Annotated in this window: 15 protein-coding genes; all 15 read right to left on the reverse strand. The window is 40.2% G+C overall.

Going from position 1 to position 19133, the window contains the following annotated elements:
* Nucleotides 1-193: 193 nt before the first annotated feature.
* The 15 genes from L6469_RS10455 to L6469_RS10525 all read right to left on the reverse strand — a co-directional run bounded on the left by L6469_RS10455 (nucleotide 194) and on the right by L6469_RS10525 (nucleotide 19124).
* Nucleotides 194-580 (reverse strand): WG repeat-containing protein, encoded by a 387-nt coding sequence (locus L6469_RS10455; RefSeq protein WP_006282214.1) that lies wholly within the window; start codon nucleotides 578-580, stop codon nucleotides 194-196.
* Between the two features lie 139 nt (nucleotides 581-719).
* Nucleotides 720-1253: a hypothetical protein gene (locus L6469_RS10460; protein ID WP_006282215.1), complete on the reverse strand. Its 534-nt coding sequence runs from the start codon at nucleotides 1251-1253 to the stop codon at nucleotides 720-722.
* A gap of 232 nt (nucleotides 1254-1485) precedes the next feature.
* Nucleotides 1486-2064 (reverse strand): hypothetical protein, encoded by a 579-nt coding sequence (locus L6469_RS10465; protein WP_006282217.1) that lies wholly within the window; start codon nucleotides 2062-2064, stop codon nucleotides 1486-1488.
* A gap of 89 nt (nucleotides 2065-2153) precedes the next feature.
* Nucleotides 2154-2357: an RHS repeat-associated core domain-containing protein gene (locus tag L6469_RS10470; protein ID WP_081456325.1), complete on the reverse strand. Its 204-nt coding sequence runs from the start codon at nucleotides 2355-2357 to the stop codon at nucleotides 2154-2156.
* A 648-nt stretch (nucleotides 2358-3005) separates the two neighbouring features.
* The gene (locus tag L6469_RS10475; protein WP_143067215.1) at nucleotides 3006-3251 is read right to left on the reverse strand and encodes a hypothetical protein; all 246 of its coding nucleotides are present in this window, start codon (nucleotides 3249-3251) and stop codon (nucleotides 3006-3008) included.
* A gap of 182 nt (nucleotides 3252-3433) precedes the next feature.
* Complete coding sequence (locus L6469_RS10480) at nucleotides 3434-5080, reverse strand: RHS repeat domain-containing protein (RefSeq protein WP_006282218.1); 1647 nt, start codon at nucleotides 5078-5080, stop codon at nucleotides 3434-3436.
* Between the two features lie 38 nt (nucleotides 5081-5118).
* Nucleotides 5119-5532 carry a hypothetical protein gene (locus L6469_RS10485; RefSeq protein ID WP_143031392.1) on the reverse strand — a complete coding sequence of 138 codons (414 nt, stop codon included), beginning with the start codon at nucleotides 5530-5532 and terminating at the stop codon, nucleotides 5119-5121.
* Nucleotides 5533-5716: 184 nt separating this feature from the next.
* On the reverse strand, nucleotides 5717-7396 hold the full coding sequence (locus L6469_RS10490; RefSeq protein WP_006282220.1) for an RHS repeat domain-containing protein: 1680 nt from the start codon (nucleotides 7394-7396) through the stop codon (nucleotides 5717-5719).
* A 179-nt stretch (nucleotides 7397-7575) separates the two neighbouring features.
* Nucleotides 7576-8049 (reverse strand): hypothetical protein, encoded by a 474-nt coding sequence (locus L6469_RS10495; RefSeq protein WP_006282221.1) that lies wholly within the window; start codon nucleotides 8047-8049, stop codon nucleotides 7576-7578.
* A 33-nt stretch (nucleotides 8050-8082) separates the two neighbouring features.
* Entirely contained in the window at nucleotides 8083-9381 is a 1299-nt protein-coding gene (locus tag L6469_RS10500) for an RHS repeat domain-containing protein (protein WP_006282222.1), read from the reverse strand.
* A 463-nt stretch (nucleotides 9382-9844) separates the two neighbouring features.
* A complete protein-coding gene (locus L6469_RS10505) occupies nucleotides 9845-10354 on the reverse strand; it encodes a hypothetical protein (protein ID WP_223918737.1) in 510 nt (169 codons plus the stop codon).
* A complete protein-coding gene (locus L6469_RS10510) occupies nucleotides 10311-16676 on the reverse strand; it encodes an FG-GAP-like repeat-containing protein (protein WP_006282224.1) in 6366 nt (2121 codons plus the stop codon). Before L6469_RS10510 ends, L6469_RS10505 begins: the two co-directional genes overlap by 44 nt.
* Nucleotides 16673-17089 (reverse strand): T9SS type A sorting domain-containing protein, encoded by a 417-nt coding sequence (locus L6469_RS10515; RefSeq protein ID WP_039870278.1) that lies wholly within the window; start codon nucleotides 17087-17089, stop codon nucleotides 16673-16675. The genes L6469_RS10510 and L6469_RS10515 overlap by 4 nt, the downstream gene beginning before the upstream one ends.
* 79 nt (nucleotides 17090-17168) lie before the next feature.
* Nucleotides 17169-17492, reverse strand: a complete 324-nt coding sequence (locus L6469_RS10520) for a Spi family protease inhibitor (protein ID WP_039870279.1) — start codon at nucleotides 17490-17492, stop codon at nucleotides 17169-17171.
* Between the two features lie 387 nt (nucleotides 17493-17879).
* A complete protein-coding gene (locus L6469_RS10525) occupies nucleotides 17880-19124 on the reverse strand; it encodes an RHS repeat domain-containing protein (RefSeq protein WP_074803337.1) in 1245 nt (414 codons plus the stop codon).
* Nucleotides 19125-19133 lie beyond the last annotated feature (9 nt).

Raw genomic sequence — 19133 nt, forward strand, 5'->3', positions numbered from 1 at the left:
GTTATATAGTCGTGCTCCATAATCATACATTTCAAGACCAGACATCGAATCATATTCCTTGCCTTTTTCGTTCTGGACGATTCGATGATTACCCAAATGATCCTTGACAATGACACGTCAACGCGTTATACGATCAACAACTAACCAACCAAACAAGCCTTTACTATAATAAACTTTACAAGTATTTATACCATCAAAGGAGTCGGTATTGTGTCCCATTGTACAAAACATAACAATTATGATTCAACCATATAATCTCTTTATACCATCTTTCCAGTAGTAATTCACCTTTTTTGTTAATGATATTCCATTTCTTATCTCTACAAACAGAACACATATTTTTACTGAAAACCCCTATCTTTTGATAAGAAAAAGGAATAATTACTGCAGAATTTTGATCTATGACACCCCATAATTTACCTTTCTTTACTGAAAATAAAAAAAGGTGTGCGCTCTCATTATAATCGAAACCGAGAATTGCATCATAGCAAGCAGGGATTATAATCCGTCCTTCTGCATTTACAATTCCCCAATGTCCATTTTTGAAGAACGAAGTTAGTTTTTTATTTAATGTACTCATATTATGTTTCAAGGACTTAATGCATTATACTAGAAAACATATATAGTTAGATTTGATAAGCACTATATCCAACAGAACGAAATTTTATCGAGAAATTTACAAACCGACATAATTAACTGAATGTTAACTAATTAGAAGTCTATTGAGACAGCATTACAGAACGCAAAGAATCAGCTCTTTCCTTATAATATTGCATTGGTTTCCAATCTTGGCGAGGAAGTTTATTATCTTTGAGAAGATTATATATTATATCTGCACAATTATAATGGCCTAAATCTGATCCTTTTCTAAGATAATAAAGTGCCATTTCTTTTATCTCAGTATTTTTACTATTAGCGAACATGTTGTTTTCTTTATATCCGAATAATAAATCATAAACCTCATAACATGCATACATATCATCATATTTCTCTGCCATAAGCAAATCATAGAATAAAATATCATATTGCTTTTGGGTTGGCATACATAATTCATCATCAGGCAAACACAATGCATATAATTCATAATAGGCATCATGATTACCATATTTTACAATTTGTTGCTTTAAACTATCTTCTATTAAAGAAGTTCTATTTGTACAAGAAATATCCTTCTTATAATTAAACATGAAAACAAAAGTTGTGCAAATTGCCCCTATTACTATTCCAATAAATATAAATAAAACTTTTTTCATCTTTTGTAAATTTTAGGTGTATTAAATAGCATTTCTCGTAATTTCTTTAAGAAGTTTTTAAATTTATCATTCGCATCAGGATCTATTGAGCCAGGTTGCCAATTAGAAGAATGTTTCTCTATTAGTTTTCCATTTTTATATGACAGCCATTTCCCATTATCGATAACTTCTTCAATAGAGAACGTAGACAAATCTGATGTAACTTTTACATTCGAGACCACAAAGGTGGGGTCTACTGGCTACTTCTAATTTTATCTCTTAGTTCCATCGAAGAATAGAAATAAAATTTCGATTTGTTTTTCGACTTAAGTACGGCTTCAACGACTGCCAAAGAGTCTGCAACGGAAATATTATATATCTTTCTATCTCCTTGTACGTAGCCTACTCTTAACCCAGATAATAGTCGAGGAAAGCCTTCATCCAGATGAGTTGCGATGATACTATCGTTGCTATCAATATCATCAATCACAATTTTTATTGCTCTATGGGAATCTTTCTTCAATAACATTTTAAATGCAACAAAACGCACTGCCATAGATTTATGTTTTGTTGCCAATTCTGTCAGTTCCTCAACATTACAGTATTTAGCAATACTATCGCCATAAATCCATTGTTCAAACCTCGGATTCCTTTCGTCTGTCAGATAGCGTTCATCAAGCCAAACATGTTCAAAAGGACCACTCCTTATAGGTTCACATAAAACACATATGCTGTCAATACTATTGATCACTACGGGATTTGACAATCCATCCTTATCATTTTGGCATCCACATAATATGATAAAAAATAATATAAATAAGATTCTATACATAACCAATTTCGTTTGTTAATATGGTTTGGTTGAAGTTGGACTAACTGTGCGGCATTCTTTCGCAGTTCGCATTATTGCTATGGCCTCACCTATTGTTCTACCATGGGTTGATGACAATACACATACGGACTTATACTATAATATTTCCAACAGAGCGGATCTACAGACATGAATCTGCCCAATGAAGGGTCATACATGCGAGCTAAATAGTCATAAGTATCAAGACCTTTCGAACGGTCAAGTTCTTTGCCGTTATACCTCTCCTTAAAATCACCACGATTACCAGAATTTATATTTCCATCTTTTTGTTTTCATGATAATTCATTTGGCCATAATAGAATTAAGTTATACGATTTAATCAGTATATAAAAATAAGTGATTAATTTTCTTACAAAATTATATATAAACTAGATACATTGTTTATTTTTTTAACTTTTTTAGTACTCAATAGGTAACTTTCATATTCGAGACCACAAAGGTGGTACAGGTTCTGCGCTGCTGTCAATGGATACACATACCAGCAAGAGTTTGTATCTTTACGAATTATTTTGGCTTAGATTACTAATATTTCTTTTTATGATTATAACCACATTTTGAATAATGAAAACAATAAGAATACTATTCCATAACCTATAATAACTTATATGGATTACTGCCTTCTTGCAGAAAATATCAAGAAAAGCACAACATAGGAAAAGGAATATACAATATATTATGCTATACCATTTGTTGGAAAGAATAGCTTTGTTAATATTAGTATGGTATAAAATGCTGTCAGAGATTGTTATTATTGGAGCATAAATTGCACACGTAGCAAACAATGTTAGTTGAAACATAAATTTAAATGTGTAGGGACTTGCGAATGCTAATCCCCACACACCTGCTATTCATTACTACTTATGGGTAAGACATCAATTACATCAAATGCTACAAAGTATAAACTACCAGCTACAATTCCCGCAAAAAGCTAGTTTCCGTTGATTCTTGTTACGATCTTCCACAATAAGAATGCCTTTCACATTATAGAATTCACTATCACCTTTGCTTTGTGTATGGTTGATTGTCACTTTTAAAGTAAACCTTTTATTCTTGTAACAAAATACGTCTTTCCGATTGGATACAAGAGTAAACTCTTCTAGACGACGATTAATCACCATGTAGGCCGTGGTTGCAAGGTCTTTCACCATTATGTAGCTTTTATTTCGCATTTTGTTTGGATACTTATAAAAGACACAACATCCACCATCTATCTCTGATGGTATAGAGTCGAAGCTTCCTATTTCAATGCTGACATTCGATTTTACCTCTGCAAAAGATGTGAGAGAATATAGTATTGAAAAACAAGTAATTATAGATAACTTTAAAGTATTCATTTTTTGTATTCGAATAAACGGTTATGGAAGTTCTTCTTGGTTACAGTCCGTCTGTCATAGAGCTTTTTTGCACGGATTTCATCCATTGAATATTTTTTTGCTATATTCCACTTAATGGTATAAAGGTAACAAGTGTCATAGTGACTATATATATATGGGTCAATATAGATAGTTGAATCTGGTAACGCAAAACTACCGATGATAGCTTTATTAAATGCAATATCTACCTCGTCTGTATCATTCGGCGAAACGACATCCGCAGCTTGCTTACCCCAAAATTGCCAGTTAACAAGAGTGTCTGCCTCCGATAACTCTATTAATAAGGTGTCTTTTGTACAGTTCTTTATATAGAGGGTGGTTTTTCTGTCCATAATACAAGAACTAAATATATCTAAAATCAATAACATCAAAACTATTTTTACCACTATCGATATTTTTTTCATGTGCAATATATTAAAAAAGTTATTACAATTCATCGCACTTTCTTTAGCAATGACTTCATAATAAAAATCTATTCCTACTTTTCGATACTGGAGGACATGGCCGAACTCGTGTTGCATCATTACGAGTCCATTTATTTGGCTACTAGAGAATACGCCCTCACCAGCGAATATGCCTATGTCAGGTAGTGTGAAAGCTGCATATTCACCACTTGATAGTGAACCTAGATACTTACTTTCAAAAACTCTTTGACCTTCGAATCTTCCGACGTATTTTGCTTTAATCTTATCTCCGATTTTAAATTCTTTTGGCTTACATCCTTGATAGGCCATGGCTCCTGTCGTATCAAAGTACCCCCTTCCTGTCCAGAAGTTTGCATGGTTATCCATTGCATCAATGCCACCGAAGATTCCTCCAGTAAGACCGCTTTCTAAAGCTCCGATGCCTCCAGATTCTAAACCAGCAAGAAGACCTTTCCCAAAACTGTGTCCATCAACCCATGAATTACCTGCACCGTAAATAAAGCCACCAGCAAACCCAGCGCTTGCACCCGAAGCAGCACCAGCAAGGAATCCTGTAGAAGCTATTCCTTTGGCTAATCCTGCTGCTCCAGTCCAGAAATTACCTCCTGCCATGGCAACGTTCACTCCTGATGCTAATCCTGCACCGACAGCTCCGGCAACTGCACCAGTGGCGAAGTAGCCGAGTCCCTTCGCATTAAGCTGGAATCCATGTGACGCCCAATTGAAGACTCCTCCAATAGCAGCACCTATGATAAGGTTCCAAAAATCCCCACTCGGATCCGTGTATTTCAGCGGATTATTCAAACAATAGCTGTAGCGGTTGAAGTTCTGGCTGTTGTCCGGCATCTGCACATAGTTGTCAGGGCTGAAGAATCTGCCCAACACAGGGTCGTATAACCGACCGTTCATATTGATGATGTCGAACTCATTCAACATCTCATGCCCCGTGTAGCCACGGTGCAGACCTATGGTGTTGAGCGTCACCGTCTGCCTGCCCCACGCATCGTAGGAGGCATCGAAAACCTTTGTACCATTTTCATCCGTAACGGAAAGGATGCTCCCTAAATTGTCCGTGAAGGCAAGATAATATTTCACCGTGCCGCTATCTCTAATGACAATAGCCATATATCTATCATTCTTCGTATTACGATTACCTAAGTACGCCAAAATCTGAGGCATCTTTGCCACATTGATACTTGTACATTCCAAAAGGCTGCCTAATGTGAATTTGATGACATACCTACAGGCCTGTACTCGAAGAGGCGATCATGGAAATCTTTCTTGGTTACAACCTGTCGGTCATAGAGTTTTCTCTCACGGATTTTATCTAATGTATAACGTTCAATTATCTGCTTTTTTATAGCATATATGTAACAGGTATCTTTAGTGTCAAATGAGTATGGACTTACGAGCACGGTTGAGTCTGGCAATGCATAGAAACGATTATCTATGACTACTTTTTTGTTATTGATATATATCTCGGTTGTGTCTGTAGGCCAAGTTGGAGGCATCAAATCATTCGAATCCTCGCACCAATATATTAAATCACCAAGAGAATCTGACTCTGAAAGTTCGATATAAAGAGTATCATTTGAACTATTCCTTATACCAAATGAAGTTATTCTGTCCATAACGCAGGAAGTGAGCATACATGTACAAAAAACAAGAAATACGAAAGATTGTTGTTTATTAATTTTCTTTATTATTTTATTCATAATTTTCTGGCTTAATAAGCCCAAATCGGTCTATTTGAGATTAAAAGAATAGTTTCTATTAATTATTTCTGACCAATTTGGGCTAAATCCTATTACATCGTCAAATACGGAGACCTTTCCAACCAAATTTTATAAATTTAAGCAATCTGCTAGGATCCTTTGAGGGATAATAGAACTGCCAATTCTTTCGTGAAAGTGTTTCAACTCCAAGCCATTCAGCGCCAAAGTAATTCTTAGATAAATAGTTAGCCCAAGTCTCCGTCCAATATGTACTATGTGTATTTGTACCAAACAATTTGTCATATCCGCAATTTAATAAGCTTTCTTTAGCAATGACATCATAATAATCAATGGCACCAACTTTCCTGTATTGAAGGACATGACCAAATTCATGCTGCAACATAGCCAATCCTCCTTTTTTCCCACTGGAAAAAACTCCATCGCCTACCACAATACCTTGATCGGGAAGTGTAAAACCTGCATAATTACCACTTGCATATGTTCCAAGTTGCTTACTTTCATAAACATATTGTCCCTCAAACATTCCCTTATATTTGACATCAATTATATCGCCAATTTTGAAATCAGACGGAGCACCTTCTGTACAGGCCATAGCACCTGTTGTATTAAAACTCGCCTTGCCAGTCCAGAAGTTTGTGCCTTTATCTAAAGCATCAAGTCCACCAATTAGGCCTCCAGCAATACCACCTTCCAAAGCTCCTAAGCTTCCAGAACCTAAGCCAGCGAGAAGACCTTTCCCAAAACTGTGTCCATCAACCCATGAATTACCTGCACCGTAAATAAAGCCACCAGCAAACCCAGCGCTTGCACCCGAAGCAGCACCAGCAAGGAATCCTGTAGAAGCTATTCCTTTGGCTAATCCTGCTGCTCCAGTCCAGAAATTACCTCCTGCCATGGCAACGTTCACTCCTGATGCTAATCCTGCACCGACAGCTCCGGCAACTGCACCAGTGGCGAAGTAGCCGAGTCCCTTCGCATTAAGCTGGAATCCATGTGACGCCCAATTGAAGACTCCTCCAATAGCAGCACCTATGATAAGGTTCCAAAAATCCCCACTCGGATCCGTGTATTTCAGCGGATTATTCAAACAATAGCTGTAGCGGTTGAAGTTCTGGCTGTTGTCCGGCATCTGAACATAGTTGTCAGGGCTGAAGAAGCGGCCGAGGACAGGGTCATACAGCCGCCCGTTCATGTTGATGATGTCAAACTCCATGAGCATCTCGTGTCCCGTGTAGCCACGGTGCAAGCCTATGGTATTGAGCGTAACAGTCTGTCTGCCCCACACATCGTAGGAGGCATCGAAGACCTTCGTGCCGTTCTCATCCATAACGCAGAGGATGCTCCCTAAATTGTCCGTGAAGGCAAGATAAGTTTTCACCATGCCGTTCTCTCTGATGACGATGGTGTTGCCGTCAAGGTAATAGAACTCGCGCGTGACACCATTATCTGTCACTTTCTCATACGGACCGACATAAACCATAGTCCTGACATCCGTACCATTGTGCGACAGTTCCGAATACCATCTTTGTTGATCCGGACCGTATGCGAAATCCATCCTGAGATTCTTGCCTGCATCTTCTATCAATTCAATTTTTCCAAAGTCATTGAAGGAAGTCGTCAGCGCATCGCCCGGTATCTTCCCGTCAGTGTTTTCCACCTCCGTCACGGCATGCGGGCGGACATCCTTGTCGTAAGAGAAGTTGCCCACGCCAGTCTTGAAGAGGATGTCGCCTTTTTTGGGGGCATAATCCACACTCATTTTTATTATACTTTTTTCATGTAGTCCTTCTATTCTTTATGATAATTTCTCATACATCAAGTTCATGTCATTTTACAAAATCATTTAAAACTCCTAATTATGAAAGATTGTAATTCTTCATACATTCGTACTGAAAAACCAATAGCGGGACTCTTGTTTCTTGGACTAACCATATTGTATTAATTCTTGTTAGTGTTCAAGTTTCTTATATGCCTATCAAACCTGCCTTCCTTATCTCTTGTGACAATCCATCTACGATATAATTTCTTAGTTCGAATTTCATCCCACGAGAATCCCTTTGCATTTTCCCATTTTATCAAGAAAAAATAGCAAGTGTCAGTATCGTGGAATAAGTAGTCTGCATCTATTGAACATAAAGAGTCTGGATATATAAAATTATCACTACGAAAATATGTTCCTTCCCATAAAGAAATATTGGAGATATCAAGACCATTATTGGCTACGAAATTATAATGTGGACTTACTTGCTCGCTAACACTATCAATATTATCATAGTGGGATGCACCTATATATACCGTGTCATTAGTACAGTTCTTGAATACAGCGAGGACTCTTGTGTGACCTATTGGTATGCAAGAAGATAATGAACAAATAACGATAGAAATACACACAAATAGATTTATTTTGCTCATACTCATAGTGAATAAGAATATTTTATACTAAATTTAGATAAAACCACGTGGCTTCTCCCTCATTTGAGCGGCTATTATCTTAATCAAATTGAAGGTGCTGATGTTTTTTGCAGGATAGTAAGATCCTCCTATCCAAGCATTTCCAAAATGTCCTTTAGACAAGTAGTTAGCCCACGTTTCTGTCCAAAATTTATAATGTGATGATGGTTTAATTATAGCACTGGCTAGACTTTCTGGTGCAATCACGTGCCAATATGCAGCTGATCCAAAACCACGATACTGCAGGATATGTCCAAACTCATGTTGCATCATAGCTGTTCCATCCTTTAAACCACTGGTGAATACACCTTCTGCAGCAATAATACCACGTTCTGGAATTGTTACAGCCCTATAATGTAAATAACCATCAGGACTCGGAGTAATTAGACTCCCAATTTTCTTGGTTTCAAACACATTTACACCTTCAAACTGTCCGACATATTTTCCCGTAATGGTGCTTTCACCAAGTTCAAAATCTGAAGGCATACAGTTAGCACACGAATATGCACCACTCAAATCAATCTTGGCAGTTCCTGTCCAAAAGTTTGTGCCTTTGTCCAAGGCATCAAGGCCACCAAGCAAACCTCCAGCAATACCGCCTTCCAAAACTCCGATGCCTCCTGATTCTAAACCAGCAAGAAGACCTTTCCCAAAACTGTGTCCATCAACCCATGAATTACCTGCACCGTAAATAAACCCGCCTGCAAATCCTGCGCTTGCACCTGAAGCAGCACCTGCAAGGAATCCTGTAGAAGAAACTCCTTTCGCCAATCCTGCAGCTCCAGTCCAGAAGTTACCTCCTGCCATGGCAACGTTCACTCCTGATGCTAATCCTGCACCGACAGCTCCGGCAACTGCACCAGTGGCGAAGTAGCCGAGTCCCTTCGCATTAAGCTGGAATCCATGTGACGCCCAATTGAAGAGTCCTCCAATAGCAGCACCTATGATAAGGTTCCAAAAATCCCCACTCGGATCCGTGTATTTCAGCGGATTGTTCAGGCAGTAGCTGTAGCGGTTGAAGTTCTGGCTGTTATCCGGCATCTGAACATAGTTGTCAGGGCTGAAGAATCTGCCAAGAATAGGGTCGTACAAGCGACCATTCATGTTGATGATGTCAAACTCCATGAGCATCTCGTGTCCCGTGTAGCCACGGTGCAAGCCTATGGTATTGAGCGTAACAGTCTGTCTGCCCCACGCATCGTAGGAGGCATCGAAGACTTGGGTGCCGTTCTCATCCATAACGGAAAGGATGCTGCCCAAATTGTCCGTGAAGGCAAGATAAGTTTTCACCATGCCGTCTTCCTTAATGACGATGGTGTTGCCGTCAAGGTAATAGAACTCGCGTGGTTTGCCATCTTCTGTAATCTTTTCGTATTCCCCGGCATAGACTGTTGTCCTGACATCCGTACCTTTGTGCGACAGCTCCGAATATCATCTTTCCTGATCCGGGCCATAGACAAAGTCCTCCTAAGACTCTTGCCTGCATCTTCTATCAGTTGACTCTTTCCGAAGTCATTGAAGGAAGTGGCCAGTGCATCGCCCTGTATCTTCCTATCAGCATTCTCCACCTCCGTCACAGCATGAAGACGGACATTCTTGTAGAAAGAGAAGTATAGTCCAATCTGCGTAGAAACACACCGACAGCCTTATCTGATAAACAGACTAGCTGCCAGTGTGAATTTACAGTGTTCAAGGATGTTTATTAAATACCCTTCGTTAGAAGAACTAAAGGCCTTAAAACGTTTAATTACCACAGCTATTTTCTCTTCGGTCTCCTCAATACTATTCTCAACGAATCTGTGAGTACTCTTTTATCATTTCTCATAAGGAAGTTTGATGGTAAAACAAATAAGACTAAAGATTCATCGAGCCCTTGTTCTTTATCTTTACGTTCATAGCGTAATTGTACTGTAATTAAACGATTCTTTACATGTGTATTATTTTTTTTATATGTATTTGTTTCAGAACAGGGTAATAATTTCCCTACTATTATGTTCTTATCGCAAAATTCCAATTTTAAGGAATCGGGATTCATTACATATTCTCCTTTTAAATCAAAGAGAAGGTAATGCCAGCCATTGAAGTACATACTGCTAACCTTAACCATACTGTCCTCCGATAAAGAAATGTCATAGCTAAACTTGTTGTTGTCTAACGGAAGTATGAATCCCACATCGCAAGATTGGATAGATAACATAAAAATCATGTAAAGCCCAAGCCATTTAATGTGTCGGCCACCAACTGTAACTATCGACAAAATCTTCATAATAGTTTTTATTTGCTATAAAATTACCTTTTAAAATCAAAGCATACAATCCTTGAAGTCCATAATTCGCTAAAAACAAATCATTTAATGCACGAGAATGCCATAGGTGATGCAATTCATGTTTAAGTACATTACCCAAATTGCTATTTCCCGTTACTGTATATGGACTAAAACCTGCACTAACTTCATATAATTGGCCGTCATGCATAGATTGTGTAGGTTGGAAAGTATCCATTAGACCGCCTGTATATTCAAATGTTAGATTATCAGTATTAAAATGGACTTTCCCACCGGCAACCGTATTAACAAGGCCAAAGGCATTTATCGCAATGTTTCCAAGATTATTTTCCCATTGCAGCAACCTTTGTCCTTTACCCAATGTCAAGTTTATAGGACCTAATCCTAATGTAACTCTTGAAAAGAGTCCTTTATTCGAAGCCCAATTATTCCCGACTGATTGACTTACAGTTCCAATCATCTGATAACCGAGTTTTCCGGCTAACTTGCCTAAACGAGACGCAGCACCAAAGCCCTTAACCATTCCAAATCCTCCAGTTATTGCCCATGCACCTGTTGCAAGTCCAACGATTCCTGCCTTCCATGCACCATCCCAACTACCACCAGTAATTGCATTATATGCGATGTTTATGCTACCACTATTCAGAATAGAACTGGTTATACCTGCAGACTTAGCCACGACCTCAGTGCCATTTACTGTAGTAGTAAGGCCTGTTATTCCACCAGAAGATGCCAATGCTGAAGAAACACCATAACCAATTGTTGCGCCAATAATTCCACCGACAATGGCACCTTTCCAAGCATTGGAGTTCCAGTTCCAAAATGCAGCAGTTCCTGATTGTATGGAAGCCCCAGCATAAGCTCCTATAATGGCACCTGCTATAACAGGAACGAACCATGCCAATTCCCCGCTCGGATCTGTATACTTCAGCGGATTGTTCAGGCAATAACTGTAGCGGTTGAAGTTTTGGCTGTTATCCGGCATCTGAACATAGTTGTCAGGGCTGAAGAATCTGCCCAACACAGGGTCGTATAACCGACCGTTCATATTAATAATGTCGAACTCATTCAACATCTCATGCCCCGTGTAGCCACGGTGCAAGCCTATGGTGTTGAGAGTCACCGTCTGCTTGCCCCACACATCGTATGAAGCATCGAAGACTTTTGCGCCATTCTCGTCCATAACGGAGAGGATGCTCCCTAAATTGTCCGTGAAGGCAAGATAAGTTTTTACCGTGCCGTTCTCCCTGATGACGATGGTGTTGCCGTCAAGGTAATAGAACTCGCGTGGTTTGCCATCTTCTGTAATCTTTTCGTATTCCCCGGCATAGACTGTTGTCCTGACATCCGTACCATTATGCGACAACTCCGAATACCATCTTTGTTGATCCGGACCGTATGCGAAATCCATCCTGAGATTTTTGCCTGCATCTTCTATCAATTCAATTTTTCCAAAGTCATTGAAGGAAGTAGTCAGAGCATCACTCGGTATCTTCCCATCAGTGTTTTCCACCTCTGTCACAGCATGTGGACAGGTATTCTTATCGTAAGAGAAATTACCTACTCCAGTTTTGAAAAGTATATTTCCGTTTGGTGCATAATTTATCTTCATGGTTTCTGTTGCCCCATTTTTCACAGAAACAAGCCTGTCTAGATTGTCGTAGCCGAAGGTTTCCTGCGGGTTGTTGGTTCTCTTGCGTGACAACAAGTTATCGGTAGCACCGTCGTAGGTTCCGTCGAAGGACTCCAGGACGCTCGTACCGCGCATTATCTTCACATTGCTTTCATATCCCCGTGCATCGCGAGTCTGCATGGCAGTGAGTTTACCCATAAACGATGTACTAGTTACAAGGCCGTCTGTACTCTCTACCTTATAGATGACCTTGTCGCCTATCACTGACTGTGCCTTGAAGCCATAATTATCATATAGATACGACTCTTCTAATCCACCAGGATATATAGTCTTGGCGAGCTGATTGCTGCTGTTGTAGGCGTATGAGAAACTATAAGTGCCATACCCATTCACATTGCGCTTCTCCGTAACAACACGGCCAAATTTGTCATGGGTATATTCAACGGAGTTATTGTCCAAAGCCTGTTTTACCAACCTCAACTTTTCGTTGCCTACAGTACCATAAGTATATACAATGGTTTTCTTCCCGATTTGCGTAGATACCAAGCGTCCCAAATTGTCATAGCTGTTAGTAGTCTTGATACCTCTTCCGTCGGTCTGTGTCAGCAATGTGCCATCGGCTGCATATGTGTAACTTGAAGTCCCTGCATCTGGATCAGAGAGAGATAACTGATTACCGGCAGTATCGTAGGTCATAGTCACAGTAGAGCCCTGTGTCCTTACACTGCTTGGCTTGCCTATGGAAGAATATCGGTATTCGACCTCACCGACAGGATCAGATGACTTAATGACATTGCCCCATGCATCGAAAGTCTTGGTATAGGCACGCCCTGCAATGGTCGTGGTAACTGAACGGTTTCCGTATGAGTATGAAGTTGACTTGCCGGAGCTCAGCACATCCGTGACGACTCTTCCACGTTCGTCATAGGTGAGATTTTGTGTAATGGTCAATTTCCCCGTTTTATTCTCGACACGTGAAACCTGCCCCTTGCCGTTATAGGTTGTAGTCCTGGAAACAGGCATTCCCTTGGCACCAAACGTCTCCTGCAAGACCTCATGGGCTCCCTTGTCATACCATGTTGTTACAGAAGGCTTGCCCGTAGTGGTTTCTTTTGTATAATATTTCTTACTGTTGGTCGTTCCCCAACCTGTTTCATAGGTTGTCTGTGTGCCGTCAGCCGACAGAGCAGTCAGTCTCCTTCCCCAACCGTCATAAGTATATTTGGTGGTTAGTATATTGGAAGGTTCTGTAGCGTCGCTCTCTGTCAGTACATTGCCCCACAAGTCATACGTAAAGGTATTGACAGCAGAAGCTGGGTTGGTATAACTTTTAATGACGAAACGCCCCGATGCGTCATAGTCATTGTATTTTGTTATTGTTTTTACTCCGCTTCCTGTGATAACCGATGAAAGAACATTACCATACGCATCGTATGTTGATGTAGTCTTGAGCGCCATATTGGTTGCACTGTTCACGGTAGAAGAAAGCACATTGCCCTTGTCATCATAACTATAAGTTGTAACAGTTGTATATGGTGCCGGGTCATCTGCATGTTTCTGTGACATGGTTAATGTAGCAGGCAACCAAACTCCAGCCTTATTCTGATAGCCAGAATAGGAAACCTTCTTATACATTTTGTCACCGTCATTTTTTACGGTTTCATCAACAATAACACCTTTCGATACATCATAGTTAGAAAGAGTTGTAACCGTATTTCCATCCAAATCTGTCATGTCCTTCTTGGACACATAAGCAAAGTAATTCTTGCCGGACCTTGATACAGAATAGGTCGAGACAACCGTGCCCGTATTCTTCCCAACCGAGCTTGAAATCTTGATTTCCGTTGGGATCCAGAGGCTCTCGTCCCATTTAGTAATGCTGTTTACTTTCTTTGTACCTAACGTTGTATTCTCATTGGTTACCGTATTGAAGCCAAGCATTCCCTTACCTGCGATATGCAGTCTAAGGTCTTCATAGAAATATTTGGTCGTCTGGGTACCAATCGAACCGTTGTCACCCGTTACCGTTTCCACAACCGACAGTGGAAGGGTATAGGTGTTAACCGGATATGTGCTTTTAATGCTCTTTTTATAGACAGCAGGGGTTGTAGCACTTGCATACTGGATGTAGCTGTTGTTGCCCATGCCATCAGAAATACCTGTAATCTTCCCAACCTGCGACAGGTTATATCCTGACTTATAGACATTGATTTTCTCACTGAACGTATTGTTAGCGTTGTTCAGCATGTTACCGTAATTTGCAAGTTCCGGATATCCATCGCCATCAAAGTCGCCAAGGAAAGTAGAGCTCTCATTAGCGTCGTCCTCCCGGTTTTTAGTATAGCTGCTGACCAATTTTAGATTTGACCCCGTAGAATAGAGCCATCTCACCTGAGTGTTTGTATATTCATTCCTGAATTTAGGGAATCCCCGATGTCTGTATCCGGCCTTACAAACCATCACGTCAGTACGACCGTCATGATCTATATCGCAAGTCATCAAGGTAAATCTACTGTCATCTTTGTTGGATGCATGGTCTGAAACTCCGATGTCTACTGACTTTGTATGAGTAAAAGTACCATTACCATTGTTGTGTGCTATCCAAAGACAGGATTCCCCCGACTTGTTGTAGACGAAGTCCGTTAATCCGTCACCGTCGAAGTCGCCTTGCTGAATCCTCCAATAATTACCAAAGTCCGTACTCGACTTTGTGTTATTCTCTGTAAATCTCGATGCGACAGCAGTCCCTCCATTATTGAAATAGATTTTATAGCCGCCATTATATAGTAGTATCAGGTCAGAGAGCCCGTCATTGTTATAGTCACCGGCAAAAACCTTTTCAATGTCTTTGCTCACACCTTGTGGTAAAGTAAACTTTACTTCCATACAGTTTAGTGCCGTTCCACCGGCAAGCTGTACTATAGTACATGGATAGTAATTGCCCTTTTTACGTTGTTCCACACACACGACGTCATCCTTACCGTTGCCGTCAACATCAAAGGTTGCAAACAAAGGGGCTCTGTCCGTTGACTGGAGGTTTACAGCAAAAGCATGTAACCCTACCCTTCCAGCCACAACATCGCTTCCCTTAACTATGTAGAAAACAGCCTGGTTCCAATGACCTGTTGCCGCATTTTGGAATGGAAACACCAGATCATTGTATCCATCTCCGTCAAAGTCCATGACCGATGCCCCTCCAAACATGGATTTGATGACATCCATGGATATACCGGAGGGCAACGTATAAACCAGAGGGGAATCGTAGGTTACGTTTCCTGTAGATGAAAGTTTACTTCTGCTAACATATACATAAGTATAGCGGTCCCAACTGCCACCACCAGCCCAGACGGCAGTTGTAACTTTCACAGGTGCTATCCTTATGATATCACTGACGCCATCGCCATTGAGGTCTGCCGAGAGAAATTTCCTGTTGGTTTCCTCCACGAAACTGCTGCCATCCTTTGTCGGTACATTCAGCTGGGATGAGTTGACTGTAGAGGAAGGCAGATACTGCCAAGTAAATTTAACAGGAGGTAGTTTTTCTCCCTTCCCATTTGCTTCCTCGACCGTTACAAGGCGTGTCCACTTGCCGCTGGACAGGTCCGAATTGTCATTATAGGTAAATGTGTATTTACGATATACAGTATTGTTACTTGTTGTTATAACGGACGAAAGGCACATGTCTGTCTTTCCTTGCTGATCTTCAACAGCAAACGGCCTTGCATTTTCCCCAAGGCTCCGATACATGAAGCTGATTTGGTTGACTATTCCACGACTCTTCGCCGAATTTGTACCATAGACAATAGTAGTAGGTCTAATACTTAGATTGCTGATGGCATACTCATAAGTTATGTAATTGGAGTATTTGTCAGTTGCCTTGTTGATATACCATGAGGCAATACGCGAATAGCCACTTTTATTCCTGTAGGCTATTCTTGAATTTGGTGAATTGCCGTACTGGTAGGTCATACCGGTATTGGTCATTATCTCAAACCACGTCGTTGCTGTACTATTGCTGTAATTGCCATGTACGACAACTTTTGTAAATGGATTCCCTTCTACTGTATAGGTAGCTCCATTTTGACCAGAAGTGCCGGACTGGAGAATCAAGCGTTTACCATCAAGATAAAAATTATCGCTTGCTGTATATGTAATTCCTGATTGTCTGCCATCATGGAATAAATCGTTCCCGCCTCGGGTAATGGCAGAGATTCCTGTTATATTGAATCCGTATCCTACAAGTCCATATCTACCAGACTGACTATTATAACTTACACCGATAGAAGGGGTAAGACTACCACCATTAGGTGCAGATATATTAATACTATAAACTGCAGCTCCTGAATTATTTACACTAAGTGATCCCTTAGGACTACCAACATCATAGGTACTGGACGTAGACGTTGATGGATTTGGCATAACTGGTTTATCAGGATGAATCGGTAGTATTGGGTCTCCTGGATCGATAGGATGAACAGGACCGATTGGGTCTATTGGTTCAAATGGCTTATCAGGATTTGGATAGAGCTTATCAAATGTATTAGACGTAGCTGATAGTATCTGGGGCTTAGCTATTGTATTGATGGAATCATTGCTAGCATTCACTGAAATTGTACTCACCAAGCCTGTTACAACATAAAATAGAAGTGATCGAAGTAAATTTCTTTTCATTGCTTTACAATTTTCCAGGTTGAAGACTCTCCATTAAAGACTACTTGAAGAAGATAAACTCCATTAGGACGACCGTTCAGATTGAATTCTGTAGTAGAACCAGCATTTTTTTTCTGAGCAACCAATTCCCCAGTTGACGAATATACTGCCAAATCACAGCAATCATCACCATGTAATTTTGTAATACTAACACGAAGGGTACCCTGAGAATAGTTAGGAATAATTTGTACCTTTCTGTCGCCAAAATCATCGGTAAAAGAATCATGTCGTGCCGCTGCATTTGATTTTGCCTTAGGCATAACAATTACTCTTTCTATCCGATTACCAGACATATCATAACTATACCTTATCTTCCCCTGAGCAGAGGATAAGAAAGGTATAGCTGAAAACATGAGTAAGAATAGTGGTTTCATCGTTAAACTTTTCCTTTAAAATTAAAAAATGATTTATGTTTTAAAAAAATACTATTTGATAAATAGTGTAATAAGCTTGTTATTCGTTTTTAGCCAAAAGTGGACCAAGACGAGTGTTATTGGACATGATAGCATAACCACCATTATCCTTAAAATTGAAGACATAGACATAATTAGAGTCTACGTTCTCTCCAGAAGTACTACGGCTTACGAGTTTCTGAGTACTATACCCTTCAGCTATCTGTGGAATCTGCCCTTTATTTGCTCGAGTAGATTGAATAAAAAGAGAACGAAGAATAGATTCCAAGGAATCTTTTGCAGCATCAAACGTTAAGTGAGTAGACTTTTCTGCTGTAGGTTCGAACCCGGGAATTGGATCAGATACACATCCTTCCGACGGCATCCGATCAGGAGAACGATAAATAATAAAAAAGATAAAAATTGTTTCATAATGGTTATTTTAATAAAATCTCTCTTTGCATGCGAAATTACTAATTTATCACGAAAAAAACAAACATATTGAATGTTTTTTTAAATAAAAAATATAATTTACTGAGTCCCCTTTAAAATGAGATTCCAACGAAAACCGCCTTGCATCTTGCAAATGTTCAGTTTCATGTTACCGTGTTCCTTTGCGAACTTTCGTTTTTCAGGACTTTGATAGCTCGGTTCACACCATTGAAACGCGCCAGACATCACGCATATAATGGAAACTAAAAAACACTTGTCTCATATTAGTTTAAAACTCTATTTCTTTCTACTTTAGAATTATCGTGTAGAAAAAAAATGGTTAATCCGAAAAATGAATTCCTTTCAATAGTTCCAGTGCAATACGTTTTTCGTCACCTTTCAAAGCTAAAATCATGTGTCTAACTTTTTCGTTCACATTCTCCATGTCCTCAGTTTCTTTCATCTCATAAGTTAACAACGCCTTTCCCAAGTCTGTTAGGTAATACTTTTGGTTGGGGCTTGTTGGTTTATTTGGATAGCATTTCAGAACTTTTGTTCCAGCTTCTTTATAAGTAATACGATTTCCATTACGTTGATTATTATACATCGCATTAGCCTGAGACTCTGGACTTCTTACTGTACTTGTAACATGGATCACAGTTAATCCTGCTTCAGCCATAGCTTCTATAATAATTGAACGTGATAAAACCGAAACCTTTCCTGCATCTGATCGTTTATTAAATAAAATGCTACGACGTGGACATGAACCTTTACAAACAACTTCTTGTAAAGGTTCTTTAGCTTCTAATGTTCCGTCAGGCAATGTCCTTGCATATCCTGTCCCTCCATCACCAGGTCCTCCATCATGTGCCAGATGATTGAATGCTGCAATTTGTAAACCAGACAAAGCTCCTTCAAGAAAATTACCTCCAGAAATCCAAACTGCCATGCCTCCCATTGCTGCCGTCGAAGAAACCATCTGCCAAGTCTCCAGACCCTTTATGGTCTTCGCATACGATCCGATGCCTGAAGCTGCGGCATCGGAAACAAAAGCACTGGCAAAGTTTCCCCCGTCCAAGGTAGAGACCACTCCGCTTGCCAGTCCATGGGATCCTGCACGCAACATCTCTTTGCCAAAACTGCCCGCACTGCCGAAAGCAGCCCCTATGCCATAGGAGGCCGCCGACGACAAGAGGCTCAATCCTCCGGCCTTCCATACACTCTCGCCATTATATGCCGCCTGCATCATGCTGCTTGCCATATTGAATACAGCAAAGGCTATCACGGCATCATCAATACCAAAGAGATTGCCACTGGGGTCTGTGTATTTCAGCGGATTGTTCAGACAGTAGTTGTAGCGGTTGAAGTTCTGGCTGTTGTCCGGCATCTGAACATAGTTGTCGGGACTGAAGAATCTGCCAAGAATAGGGTCGTATAACCGACCGTTCATGTTGATGATGTCAAACTCCATGAGCATCTCGTGTCCCGTGTAGCCACGGTGCAAGCCTATGGTATTGAGCGTAACAGTCTGTCTGTCCCACGCATCGTAGGAGGCTTCGAAGACCTTCGTCCCATTCTCATCCATAACGGAGAG

Source organism: Segatella baroniae B14, from assembly GCF_022024235.1.
Lineage (GTDB): Bacteria > Bacteroidota > Bacteroidia > Bacteroidales > Bacteroidaceae > Prevotella > Prevotella bryantii.

Coding starts and splice junctions, on each gene's coding strand:
- L6469_RS10505 (WP_223918737.1), bottom strand. CDS start 10,354: ATGAAGATTTTGTCGATAGTTACAGTTGGTGGCCGACACATTAAATGG.
- L6469_RS10455 (WP_006282214.1), bottom strand. CDS start 580: ATGAGTACATTAAATAAAAAACTAACTTCGTTCTTCAAAAATGGACAT.
- L6469_RS10525 (WP_074803337.1), bottom strand. CDS start 19,124: ATGGATGAGAATGGGACGAAGGTCTTCGAAGCCTCCTACGATGCGTGG.
- L6469_RS10500 (WP_006282222.1), bottom strand. CDS start 9,381: ATGGTGAAAACTTATCTTGCCTTCACGGACAATTTGGGCAGCATCCTT.
- L6469_RS10480 (WP_006282218.1), bottom strand. CDS start 5,080: ATGCCTCAGATTTTGGCGTACTTAGGTAATCGTAATACGAAGAATGAT.
- L6469_RS10490 (WP_006282220.1), bottom strand. CDS start 7,396: ATGAGTGTGGATTATGCCCCCAAAAAAGGCGACATCCTCTTCAAGACT.
- L6469_RS10520 (WP_039870279.1), bottom strand. CDS start 17,492: ATGCCGTCGGAAGGATGTGTATCTGATCCAATTCCCGGGTTCGAACCT.
- L6469_RS10495 (WP_006282221.1), bottom strand. CDS start 8,049: ATGAGCAAAATAAATCTATTTGTGTGTATTTCTATCGTTATTTGTTCA.
- L6469_RS10510 (WP_006282224.1), bottom strand. CDS start 16,676: ATGAAAAGAAATTTACTTCGATCACTTCTATTTTATGTTGTAACAGGC.
- L6469_RS10485 (WP_143031392.1), bottom strand. CDS start 5,532: ATGGACAGAATAACTTCATTTGGTATAAGGAATAGTTCAAATGATACT.
- L6469_RS10475 (WP_143067215.1), bottom strand. CDS start 3,251: ATGGTGAAAGACCTTGCAACCACGGCCTACATGGTGATTAATCGTCGT.
- L6469_RS10515 (WP_039870278.1), bottom strand. CDS start 17,089: ATGAAACCACTATTCTTACTCATGTTTTCAGCTATACCTTTCTTATCC.
- L6469_RS10460 (WP_006282215.1), bottom strand. CDS start 1,253: ATGAAAAAAGTTTTATTTATATTTATTGGAATAGTAATAGGGGCAATT.
- L6469_RS10465 (WP_006282217.1), bottom strand. CDS start 2,064: ATGTATAGAATCTTATTTATATTATTTTTTATCATATTATGTGGATGC.